The sequence below is a fragment of the Microcoleus sp. D3_18_C2 genome (assembly GCF_036702395.1).
GTDB lineage: Bacteria > Cyanobacteriota > Cyanobacteriia > Cyanobacteriales > Microcoleaceae > Microcoleus.
Map to the genome: position 1 here is coordinate 22,551 of NZ_JAUBTG010000062.1, position 11,147 is coordinate 33,697.

Sequence of the window (11,147 nt, forward strand, 5' to 3'; positions counted from 1 at the left end):
TACGATGCTGTGTCCCGGAGGAGATTGTGCGCGATCGACCAAATTTGATATCATAATAAATTACCGATTACTAATTACCAATTCCCCCCGATTATGAATATTGTTGCTGTGTTACAAGTTATCTGGTCTTTGTCTGCTTTAGGACTTGTGATTTTTGTGTTGCTGCACAGTCCTAAAGGCGATGGTATTGGAGGGATTGGGGGACAAGCTCAATTGTTTACCAGCGCCAAGAGTGCAGAAACAAGTCTGAACCGGATTACTTGGGGTCTGTCTATTGTTTTTATGGGTTTGACTGTGATTTTGAGTGCTGGTTGGTTGGCGCCTAAGTTATAAGATTTGGATTTTTAACCGCAGATGAACGCAGATAGACGCAGATAATATCAAGTTCATCTGCGTTTATTTTCGTCTATTTTGGTCTATCTGCGGTTGCAAAAATGCGGTTGTGGAAAGTTACGGTAAAACCTCGATTGCTGGCTGGTTTGGGATTGGCTATATGTTGTTTTAGCCTGATAATTTTTACTCAGGTTAATACTCCGGCGGCGACTCTTTCTTCTCTCCCGAATAGTTTTCCGAATCCACAGGTTCATCCTTTGCCACCAACGCTAGCAAATTGGCAAGATTCCACGGATAGCGGGGATTATTTTGACCAGGTTAAGCCACCGAATTTCGGTCATTTGTTGTGGTCTAAGTTTCCGATTCAGGTTTATGTTGAGCGTCCAGTTGATGCTAATAAGTCTGAAGAATGGGTGGCGGCTGTGTTGGATGTGGTGCGGGAATGGGGGGTTTATTTGCCTTTGGAAGTGGTGGATAGTTCTGAGGTGGCTGATATTAGGATTTTACGTCGGGCTCCGCCTTTGCGTCAAGGGGTTTTACGATCGCGTTCTGGAGAGGCTACCTATGAATTGTATGCCCGTCGCGATGGCGATAAAACTGTCTTATCTCATCGGTTTTCGGTTTATTTGAATCCGACTCAAGTGGGTAAGTATATTCCGGCGACGGCGCGGCACGAGTTGGGTCACGCTTTGGGAATTTGGGGCCACAGTTTGATGGAAACTGATGTGCTTTATTTTTCTCATGTGAGAAATCCTCCGCCTATTTCGGCTAGGGATGTCAATACTTTGAAGCGCGTTTATGAACAGCCGACTCGGTTGGGGTGGTAATATTAGTTTTGATATGTAAAATCGTGTCAGTAAAAAGATGAAAGATGAAGCTTTTGGCATTGTGCCAGTTTTTGCGACTGAAACTGATATTTTGTTTTTATTGATTCAACATCAAGCGGGACATTGGGCGTTTCCTAAAGGTCACGCGAATCAGGGAGAATCGGCCCTAGAAACGGCGAAGCGGGAGTTGGAGGAAGAAACTGGCATCCGCGATTGTGAAGTGCTTGAGGAGCCTAGTTTTGTGGAACGTTATTCCTTTGTTAAGGAAGGGAAGCCTAGTTCTGTGCAACATTATTCCTCTGCGAAGGAAGGAGAATCAATTGAAAAGACTGTTACTTACTTTTTGGCTTTTGTAAATTCAATGGAAGTTCAGTTGCAAGTAGAGGAAGTTCAAAATTCGGCCTGGAGTTCCTTTGAGGATGCTGTTAAGCTGATTACTTTTGATGGGAATCGGCAAGTTTTAAGGGAAGTCAAAGCCTTTTTGGACGCGAGGAAAGAGTGTTAACGAGTGTTGGATACACACACTTGTTTATGTAGGATGTGCATTGTTCACTTTACGCTATAAGTAGCCTGTTAAAGCACTTTTTGGGTTCGCGAGTGTTAATATCTAGTCCGGTTATACGATCGCAATTAAGTTTGTAGTAAGGACTTTAGTGCTTAGTGACTGCAAGCTTTAAGAGAGAGCTCGATTCCTTACTACAAACAAATTATTTGGTTAGATACCCAACTTCTTCAATAAGTCGGGTATCTAGGTATTCGGTGTGATTATTTGTTGATTTTCTGCGCTTCTGCGTGGTGTTGCAAGCGAGAGAAAACGTTGTAAGCGTCGGGGCCGGGAGTATCGTGTTCGGCAGCGCCGTCGATGGGGCCGTCAATGGCTTTCCAAGCAGGAATTCCGCCTTTGAGTTCGGCTACTTTTTGAAAGCCTGCTGCGCGGAGAAGATTGGCAGCTTCGGCGGTTTGTTGGTCGTTTTCGCCGTAGATGTAGATGTCGCGGATGGGTTCTAAACTCGATTGTGCGCGCTCAACTAATTCGTCCATTGGCATCATTACCGCGCCGGTAATGTGGCTTTTGGTGAAGCTTTCAAAATCACGGGCGTCGATGATTGTGAGTCCGGGTTCGCCCCAATCTAAACGGGCTTTGAGGTCGTGGCTAGATGCTTGAGCTTTTAAACCGGGAGGGGTGGGAGTAAAGTCGGGAAGTTTGTCTTTGATGTTGGAAATTTGGTCGGGAATAGTTTTCATGGGTAAAATCTTGTTCAATGTTTTGATTGCCATTGCAATGTAACAAGATGTTTAGGTTGCATTCGTCTTTCTAAAGGCAGAATCGAGCATTGAACTAAAGTCGCAGTTAGGCTAGTTTCCGGGTTATTAGGTGCGGTTGGGAGCGCTACATTTGTTGAGGTTGCTAGAGCCTAGCGAGCTGTGCTTAAAAATGTTTCGATCGCATTTGGTGCAGAGAATTTGAACTGCGATAATGTATCAAACATTTTATTTTATCAATTCACAAGTTTTTAGTCAATCCTCATCTTTTTGGTAATCGAATTTTACTGTGGTGATGAGTGACAAAATTATTTAACAATGAAATAAGCATAAGTTATTCGCAGGTTCGCCCGCGTGCGGAAAAGTTTAAATGTTTGCCAGCAAGGTTTCTGGTAAAATTTAAAAGTAAAAACAAGTATTTAAAGGTATGGATATGTCTGAGAAAAGTGAAGTTGCGGTGCCTATAACTTTGACACCGGAAGAGCAAGCGGTGTGGGATGCGAAGGCGAAAGTTCGGGTACTGCTGAATTTGTGGGATTTGAGCGGCGGGAAGATGAAGGTGAAAAAGGGGGAGTTGACTAAGCGGATTGTGCGGACTAATGAGACGAGTCAGAGATATGTGGAAGTGCTGGGCGAGTTACAGGCGACTGGGGCGATCGAGTATTCGCTGGTAAATCGGGTGACGCTGGTGGAATTGACGGCGAAGGGGAAAGAAGTTTTAGCGGAAGGCTTGAAAAGTAAGGATTCTCTGTTTGAGTTTGATGGTTCTCAAATTGGTACTCGGCTGGGAAATTCTTTGTTGAAGTGGATTCGGCATCAGGATGGTGCGGCAAGTGTTCGGGTTGAGAAAGCGAAGGGGGATGTAGGGACGATCGCATCCTATGAAGATTTTAAGGCTGTGGCGATCGATGTGTATGACAGCTTGAACCGGGATTATAACTTAGACGATTTAGTGCCGATTTATCGGATGCGTCGGGCGATCGGGGAAAGGGTAGGGCGATCGGAGTTCAATGAGTGGCTGTTGGAAATGCAGGCTAATGACATTTTCCAGCTAATAGGCGGTGAGATGACAGACATCACTCCCGATAAAGCTGAAGATTCCATCAAAACTGCACTTGGTGCACTCCGTTACTATGTCAAACGGCTAAATTCCTAAAATTGACCTAAATCCTTTTGTAAATTCGTTAACCTCACACAAAAAACCATGACTAATTCTTCTTTTTCTTCCATTGAAGACCTGAACGCCGCTCTTTTAAATCAAAATCCATTTGCTAAACCTCCTTTTCTCAATGCTGGTGATGTTTGGGGCCAGGAATTCTTCGATGTTGAGACAATAAATGCCCACGCCTCAGATGCTGTATTTCAGGCACTAGCTCAAATTCGTGCTGGTCACTACAAGACAACTTCTATCGCTATAACGGCTCAGGATGGAACTGGCAAAACTCACATTATTAGCCGTATCCGCCATCGCCTACAGGAGCATGGCGGGGGCTTGTTTGTCTACGCTAATAAATATGGTAATATCAATCAAATTAAGCAAGGATTTCAGCGAATATTGGCTGAGAGCCTGGGAAAGATTGGTAGAGATGGGGTGAGACAGTGGCAAGAACTAGCAACGGCAATGGCTAACAATGCTTTAAAGGTTTCCAAACCCAATGCTAAACTTTTTGCTCCTAAAGAATTATTTGGCAAATTTAAGGCAGGCACGCCCAAGCAACTAAAAAAGTGGGTTAAGGAGCTAACAAAAGCATTTCTGCAAGCGAAAAATGTTAACGATCCTGATATTGTCAAGGCGATTTTTTGGACGCTCTCCGACGACCAATCACTTTATGCAATCAAATGGTTAGAGGGTCAAGAACTTGCTAAATACAAAGCCGAGGAGTTGGAACTACCAACTCAATGCCAATCTTTTGAGGCGGTTTTGCAAATCTTAGATTTGATTAGTGAGTACAAGGAACTGGTCATTTGCTTTGATGAGTTAGACACGCCTGATGCCTACGACGATATTAGTGGCTTACACATCAGTCAGATTGTTGCAGGACTAATCAAAGATTTGTTCCAAAATCTAAACCGGGGTTTGATACTGAGTGTAATGATGCCTCCTCAATGGAGCAATAAAATAAAGCAGCTACCTGGGGGAGTGTTCACTAAGGTTTCGGTGCAAGGAAATCCGATTGACTTGAAATACATGGATGCAGAATCAATTGTTAACTTAGTTAGCTTTTGGTTAGACAAATATTATGAACGACAAAACTTAATTCCATCTCAGCCAATTTATCCATTCACTCACATTCAACTTAGCGAGCTAGGCAAAGGCAAACCCACTGCTAGAGAGGTTTTGAAGTGGTGTAAAGAAAATTGTCAGCCTCCTATTTCTACGGGTGAAGGCACTAAAAATCCTGATATTTCTAATCCAGTTGAACTTGCTTTTGTCAAAGAGCTAGAGGAAGATGTAGGAAATTATTTAGAAGATAATTATCTGCTTGCTGATGCTATTTTATTTGGATTTCAGAGTTTGATTGGTCAGACGGTGGAAAGGGTGACACTTCAGGAAGCTACAGATAAAGTTAAAAAACGTGGAGGCAAGGATGATTACATCAATTTCAAGGTTATCGTCAAAGACAACGGAATAGATGCAACTATTGGAGTGGCAGTGCTTCAGTATGCTGGGGGCAAAGGGTTAGGAGCCGGTTTGAAAAGGTTAAATGATTACCAAACTTTTAATTTAACTCGCGGTTGTTTGGTTCGTTCCCAGAGCAAAAAGATTACTTCATACCTTGAACAAAAGTATCTTGTACCGCTCATTAAACAGCAAGGTGGAGAATATGTTCCACTGAAAGAAGATGAAATCAAACCGCTGTTAGCTATTCGGGCTGTTCATCAGAAGCGCGAAGTAGATTATGGGGTTAGTGAGGAGCAGATTTTCAACTTTATTGCAGAAAAAGGTGCTGAGAAAATGCTAGGGGCTAGCAACCCCTTGCTTAGAGAGATTCTTAGCGATCCGTCCTATCAGGTTCCTACCGATCTGATTGAAGATGAACCCGTAGCTGTAGCGGAGTCTATTATGGATGACTTATCGGAGTCAGAAAAATTAGATAAGTCGTGTGATAATTTACTGAGCGAGTTTAATTAAGGCTTCCTAAACTATCAACTTCATATTGGGACAAATACTCTCATGTCGCTAGTCAATATTGACAGGGCTATCCGTTTGCCTGCCCCAGACGTAGAAGCTTTAATCCAAGGGCGAATGATTGCAGCAATAGTTTGGCGAACGTTTAATCCGGGAGAACAATATGCACTTTATCCAACCGATAATTCTAATATGCCCTTGATGAAACCTAAGCAAATGAGCTTGTTTCCAGAGTCAGGGCAATTAGAACTCCCCCTCGTAGTTTTAGATAAAGTTTCGGTCAAAGCTTGGGCTAGGTGCGAATTGTGCCAAATGGTGAATGAGTCTGAATCATTAGAGGCTTTGTCGCGGTTAACAGTCTGGAAAACAGAGGCATTACAGCAAATTCTCCTAGAAAAACCTTATATTTTTCTAGCTTACCTGCGGGTTTATCTGCTGCCTCAGCCACTGGAAATGCCAGTGCATCCCAGCGGCAATTTTGTATCTTTGCCAAAATCCCTAACTGTTACTGATTCAACGCCAGTGTTGAGCGAGTCTATCTTTGCTAAACGCCGTCAAAAGCTGGAAAAACTAGAGCCGCCAGAACATCCAGAATTGGAAGAGTTGCAAAGTGCATTAGTGCATTTATCCACCACCAACCCAAAAGCCAAACAACTAGACGCAGAAATCAAAATGTTTCTAGGTTGGTCGGAAAAATTACCAACAGCCAAACCAGATATAGATTTAGATTGGATTAAAACGATCGCAGCTTTGGGAAATCGCAGCATAGAACTAGAAGAAAAAAAAAGCAACTATCAAGCAGGCACCGATTTTGAGAATATCACACGTCAAAGTCTTGAATTCTTAGGATTCAAGATTGAGAATGCCTACAAAGGCGGTGCTGGTGGCTTAGATTTATTTTGCTCCCAACCCTATCCCTTAGTTGGTGAGTGTAAGGCGGGTAGACTTATCCCCAGTCGAACTGCTGAGGAATTGATTAAACTGGGAGGAATGCACTTAAGTCGGGATAAATTTTTAGAATCTACCAAGTTAGTGATTGGCCCCGGCAATCCTTCGGTGGATATGTTGAAAGCAGCACAAGAGTGGAAAGTTAGTATTATCAATGCCATGACTTTACAGAAGCTAGTTGAGTTAAAAGCTAAATATCCAGGTGCTGTCAACTTAGTTGAACTAAAGCCCTATCTAGAAATGGGGCGGCAAATTGACGACAGGATTAAGGATTATATTGAGAAAGTTGAAAGAGAAATTAGGCTGCGATCGCAAATCATACAAGCAGTGAAAAAACTTTGCTCAGATAGCGACTTTCCAACGGTTGCTGAGATTAAAGTTCAATACAATGCTAGATTTGCTGCCACCACTGATTATAAGCTGACAAACGAATCAGTAAAGGATTTGACTATAGAACTTTCTTCACCGCTGACTGGTTACTTAGGGCGAATTAAAGGAGACAATTCGCAAAGCGATCGCTTTTATTTCCTGCGCGATTTGCCACTAGATGATTGAGATACGTCAAGGGCGATTCCCTGGGGGATAGCTTCGCTCGCGCGTACTTCATCCAATTTCCTACACAGCATCAGGATCTACGCCCAATTCCCGCAACCTCGCCGCCAACCTTTCAGCTTTCTGCAATTGAGCTTGTTCTGCCTTAATTAACCCTTCTACCAATGGGGGATATAATATTTCATTGACTGATAATCTCAGATTTGGAAATACTACAGATACCATGTCATCTCCCGGCAAATAATCTATCTGTGCATAACTTTCTTCACCTTCGGGAAATGCCGCAACTCGCACCCGCTGTCTATTTTCTGTTGGGTCAACAATCACATATTCCGGCACGTTAGCTAGTTCGTACTCTCCTCGTTTAACTACATAATCTGCTCGCCGATCTTGGCTCACTACTTCTACTACAAATAAAGGTGTTTCGCTCAAGTCTAAGATGCCAGAACCGGGTCTGGCAAGAACTTGTTGCCACAAACTTTCTGTGCAAACAACTACATCGGGAATGCGGGATGTAGCATCTTCTGTTCTGACTCCCACAGAAGTTTTTACGACTAAATCCAGATTATGTTCCGCTAGGTAACGCTGCAATTTATAAACCCAAAATTCGCAGATGCTTGTATGTAATGCGCTAGCCGTTGCCATCGGTATTAATTTGCCTTTGTACAATTCATATTGTACATCGTCATTGCTTTGATAAACTCTGTACTCTTCAAAAGTTAATGTCGGGGAAGTATCGATCTGTTTTTCTTCGACTGCTGGCACAACAGATTGAGACATATATTTTTACCTATCTCGATAGTTTTCTATTATACTCAATTTTGATTTTAACACTCAAGGCATTGAGTACGAAAAGATCGATCGCCCTTATTGACAATCAAGCAATTTGATCCGGTTAAATATTTAGTTCAGTTCACCATTTGGGCGATCGCCTCAACAAGGCTGTAGCTGCCTCACTATCGAGAGGTTTAGAGAAAAAGTACCCCTGACCGTACTCGCAGCCGATCGACCGCATTTGAGCCAATTGGACGGCGGTTTCGACACCTTCTGCCACTACCTCCATCCCCAAACTGCGGGCCAGCATGACGATCGCCCGCACGATTTCCAAATTTTCGCCCATTTCCCCGATGCGACTGACAAAAGAGCGATCGACCTTCAAAATATTAATCGGGAACTTGTGCAAATAACTCAGAGACGAATAACCAGTGCCGAAATCATCAATACACAGCCCGATCCCCAAATCTCTCAACTGCGAAAGCATCGCCGCCGCCACTTCCCCATCTTCCATCACCACAGTCTCAGTAATCTCCAACTTCAAACAGCGAGCATCAACACCCGTTTCCTGCAAAACTTGCTTAATTTGCTCGATGGATTCGGGTTCCGCAAACTGCCTCCCCGAAAGATTTACTGCTACAGTCAGCGGCGAATTTCCCACAGGTAAATTCAAACTCTGCCACTTAATAATTTGGCGGCAGCTTTCGTTCAAAACCCACAAACCCAAAGGCATAATTAAGCCAGTTTCCTCCGCCATCGCAATAAATTCCATCGGGGAAACTAAACCCCGTTCCGGGTGCAGCCAGCGCACCAGCGACTCAAATCCGATAACAGAACCACTTTTCAAACTAACGATCGGCTGATAATAAACAGTAAAAGGACATTCCAATTTTAAAGCAGTCACTTGCGACTTCGGACGCTCCAATCTCCGATCCATTTCACTCATCGGCGAGTTTTCTGCCGCCGTCCCACAGGCGAAATCCACTATCGAATATTTCAAATTTAGTTCTTCAACCGACTCCCGCAAATCATGTTCCAAGTGCATCAAAGCCACAGCCTGAGTGTGCATCGCACGGGTAAAAACTTCGTAGCGAGCTTTACCGAGAGCTTTGGCTCGGTACATCGCAATATCAGCATCGCGCAAAATATCTCCCGGCCACTGATATTTGTCGGTACTCAAAGCAATGCCGATGCTAGCAGTAATTAAAACTTTATTACCTTCCAAATAAAGCGGTCGTTCGATCGTTTTGAGAATTGCCTTTGCTTGGGCGATCGCCTCATCAACACCTTTAATTTCTTCCAGCAAAATCACAAACTCATCTCCCCCCAGACGAGCCACCGTATCGCCGGGCCGCAAACAAGTCAAGAGACGGCGAGCCACAGCCACCAACAGCCGATCGCCCGTGCGGTGTCCCTGACTGTCATTAATCACCTTAAACCTGTCCAAATCCAGAAACAGCACCGCAAACTGATAGGTTGGATGCCGTTGGGCGCGGGCAAAAGCTTGCCCCAACCTGTCAGTCAACAAAGCGCGGTTGGGCAACTCCGTCAGCGCGTCGTGCAAAGCATCGTGCAACAATTGTTCTTCAGCCAGCTTGCGTTCAGTCACGTCGTGACAGTTGACCACAATTCCCCGCACCGAAGGTTCCTCGAGCAAATTCGTCGCCACCGCTTCCAACACGCACCAGGAACCCTCCTTGTGCTGCACTCGGTATTCCGCCATGCCCAGGCTAACTTTCGGCATTTGCATGACACCTTTGAAAACTTGATCCACTATCAGCAATTCGTCAGGGTGAATCAAGTCAAAAATAGACCGGCCCAGGACTTCCGCCGTCGGGTAGCCCAAAATCCGCTCTAGGGAAGGAGATACATAGCGGCAAAAGCCTTTATCGTCGAGAATCACAATAATGTCTCTAGCATTTTCAATCAACGATCGAAAGCGCTTCTCGCTTTGCCGCAGCTCTTGTTCGGTGCGCTTGCGATCGGTAATATCGGTATTCATGTAAATCAGACCGACAATTTTCCCTGTAGGGTCTTTAATAGCATCGGCCCGCAGCAACACTTGCAAAGTTTCACCGCTTTTAGTGCGGTTAGTAATTTCACCAAACCAAGAATAACCCAGGGCGATCGTGTCGAGTACCTCCCTAGCGACTGCGGGGTCAGCAAAAACTGCCGGTATACCTCCGGCGAGTTTAAATTCCTCTGCCGTGTCCCACTCAAATAGCTGAGAAAACGCTTGATTTTGATAGATGTGAGTGCCGTTGGCATCGCTGATGCCGATCGCGTCACTCGAACTTTCCACCGCCTTGCGAGTCAGCACCAGAGCTTCTTCTGCCCGCTTGCGCTCGGTAATGTCAATGCCGACCAGACAAGCTGCTTTGCCCCGATCGTACTTTTGAGCCACAATCAAATAGTATCCCTCCGACTCTCCTCCGTCGGTTTGTACCTTAACGTTGAGTTCTTTAACCGCTTCCGTAGCGTCATCGGCAAAAAACTCCACCACAAAAGAGTTAAAATCCGAGCTAGCGCCCAGAAAACCAATATCTTGACCGACAAAAGCCGACGGCGGCAAACCATGCAGTTTGGCTAAGTGCTGGTTAACCCCCAAATAGCGCAAATCCGAGCTAATCCAAGATACTGTTCCCGGAACTGCTTCCAAAATCGTTTGCAGTTGGTCGTTAGCTTGCTGCAATGCTTGCTGCACTTCACATATTGGTTCCGCCAAGTCAGATTGAACTCCTACAAAGTGAGTCAAATTAGCGTTGTCGTCTCGCACGGGAGATAGCGATAATTTGCTCCAAAAAGGAGTGCCGTCTTTGCGGTAATTTTTAATTGGTGTCTGGATTTCTCGACCTTGGCGCAAGGCCTCGCGGATTTTAGCTACGGTAGTTCGATCGGTATCCGGGCCTTGCAAAAATCGGCAATTACGCCCCAAGATTTCACTGGCGCAGTAACCCGTCATCCGTTCAAAGGCCGGATTGCAATAAATTATGGGACAATCTGGTGCATTGGCGTCAGCAATGACAATGCCGCAGCTAGTAGCGGCCAGGGCTCGATCGCGCGGCCACAGTGCTTCTGATGCAGTATGGCGATCGTCGGCACTCCCCACTTCACCTAAATTAGAAATTGACTGGTTCTCCCGATCTCCCATCAGCCGAACTTTCAAGCAAACCTTTACAATTTCCGAGTTGTTTCTTACTCTAACGTTTTTCAGGACTCGCGCAACGTAAATTGTATCTTCGCATTTAAGTAAGGAATGAGAATTAAATAACTTCCACTCTTGAAAGTGGGATGGGCGTCCCGCCCGTCCGTTTTGGACG

The 11,147-nt window shown here is 44.8% G+C and carries 9 protein-coding genes; 6 read left to right on the plus strand and 3 right to left on the minus strand.

Annotated features, from left to right (window positions below):
* The first annotated feature begins 93 nt into the window (after window positions 1-93).
* From secG to QUA88_RS25240, 3 genes are all read left to right on the plus strand, one after another.
* Window positions 94-333: a preprotein translocase subunit SecG gene (gene secG / locus QUA88_RS25230; protein WP_333057626.1), complete on the plus strand. Its 240-nt coding sequence runs from the start codon at window positions 94-96 to the stop codon at window positions 331-333.
* Between the two features lie 101 nt (window positions 334-434).
* Window positions 435-1,160 (plus strand): peptidase, encoded by a 726-nt coding sequence (locus QUA88_RS25235; RefSeq protein ID WP_333274413.1) that lies wholly within the window; start codon window positions 435-437, stop codon window positions 1,158-1,160.
* Window positions 1,161-1,197: 37 nt separating this feature from the next.
* The gene (locus tag QUA88_RS25240) at window positions 1,198-1,665 is read left to right on the plus strand and encodes an NUDIX domain-containing protein (protein ID WP_333263726.1); all 468 of its coding nucleotides are present in this window, start codon (window positions 1,198-1,200) and stop codon (window positions 1,663-1,665) included.
* A gap of 260 nt (window positions 1,666-1,925) precedes the next feature.
* Here QUA88_RS25240 and QUA88_RS25245 read toward each other — a convergent pair whose 3' ends face one another.
* On the minus strand, window positions 1,926-2,438 hold the full coding sequence (locus QUA88_RS25245) for a rhodanese-like domain-containing protein (protein WP_333212136.1): 513 nt from the start codon (window positions 2,436-2,438) through the stop codon (window positions 1,926-1,928).
* Window positions 2,439-2,856: 418 nt separating this feature from the next.
* On the opposite strand from QUA88_RS25245, the gene QUA88_RS25250 reads away from it, so the two are divergent.
* The 3 genes from QUA88_RS25250 to QUA88_RS25260 are packed head-to-tail and all read left to right on the plus strand — an operon-like array spanning window position 2,857 to window position 7,056.
* Complete coding sequence (locus QUA88_RS25250; protein WP_333274415.1) at window positions 2,857-3,579, plus strand: hypothetical protein; 723 nt, start codon at window positions 2,857-2,859, stop codon at window positions 3,577-3,579.
* A gap of 48 nt (window positions 3,580-3,627) precedes the next feature.
* Complete coding sequence (locus tag QUA88_RS25255) at window positions 3,628-5,556, plus strand: P-loop NTPase fold protein (RefSeq protein WP_333274418.1); 1,929 nt, start codon at window positions 3,628-3,630, stop codon at window positions 5,554-5,556.
* A 42-nt stretch (window positions 5,557-5,598) separates the two neighbouring features.
* Window positions 5,599-7,056: a DUF1802 family protein gene (locus QUA88_RS25260; RefSeq protein ID WP_333274421.1), complete on the plus strand. Its 1,458-nt coding sequence runs from the start codon at window positions 5,599-5,601 to the stop codon at window positions 7,054-7,056.
* A gap of 60 nt (window positions 7,057-7,116) precedes the next feature.
* Here QUA88_RS25260 and QUA88_RS25265 read toward each other — a convergent pair whose 3' ends face one another.
* Together QUA88_RS25265 and QUA88_RS25270 are read right to left on the minus strand one after the other, a co-directional pair.
* The gene (locus QUA88_RS25265; protein ID WP_333057618.1) at window positions 7,117-7,833 is read right to left on the minus strand and encodes a Uma2 family endonuclease; all 717 of its coding nucleotides are present in this window, start codon (window positions 7,831-7,833) and stop codon (window positions 7,117-7,119) included.
* A gap of 133 nt (window positions 7,834-7,966) precedes the next feature.
* The gene (locus tag QUA88_RS25270) at window positions 7,967-10,978 is read right to left on the minus strand and encodes an EAL domain-containing protein (protein ID WP_333274424.1); all 3,012 of its coding nucleotides are present in this window, start codon (window positions 10,976-10,978) and stop codon (window positions 7,967-7,969) included.
* Window positions 10,979-11,147: the final 169 nt, after the last annotated feature.

What these genes read in the sequence shown, in the direction of transcription:
- QUA88_RS25235 (WP_333274413.1), top strand. Translation starts at nt 435, where the DNA reads ATGCGGTTGTGGAAAGTTACGGTAAAACCTCGATTGCTGGCTGGTTTG.
- QUA88_RS25260 (WP_333274421.1), top strand. Translation starts at nt 5,599, where the DNA reads ATGTCGCTAGTCAATATTGACAGGGCTATCCGTTTGCCTGCCCCAGAC.
- QUA88_RS25245 (WP_333212136.1), bottom strand. Translation starts at nt 2,438, where the DNA reads ATGGCAATCAAAACATTGAACAAGATTTTACCCATGAAAACTATTCCC.
- QUA88_RS25240 (WP_333263726.1), top strand. Translation starts at nt 1,198, where the DNA reads ATGAAAGATGAAGCTTTTGGCATTGTGCCAGTTTTTGCGACTGAAACT.
- QUA88_RS25250 (WP_333274415.1), top strand. Translation starts at nt 2,857, where the DNA reads ATGTCTGAGAAAAGTGAAGTTGCGGTGCCTATAACTTTGACACCGGAA.
- QUA88_RS25255 (WP_333274418.1), top strand. Translation starts at nt 3,628, where the DNA reads ATGACTAATTCTTCTTTTTCTTCCATTGAAGACCTGAACGCCGCTCTT.
- QUA88_RS25270 (WP_333274424.1), bottom strand. Translation starts at nt 10,978, where the DNA reads ATGGGAGATCGGGAGAACCAGTCAATTTCTAATTTAGGTGAAGTGGGG.
- QUA88_RS25265 (WP_333057618.1), bottom strand. Translation starts at nt 7,833, where the DNA reads ATGTCTCAATCTGTTGTGCCAGCAGTCGAAGAAAAACAGATCGATACT.
- secG (WP_333057626.1), top strand. Translation starts at nt 94, where the DNA reads ATGAATATTGTTGCTGTGTTACAAGTTATCTGGTCTTTGTCTGCTTTA.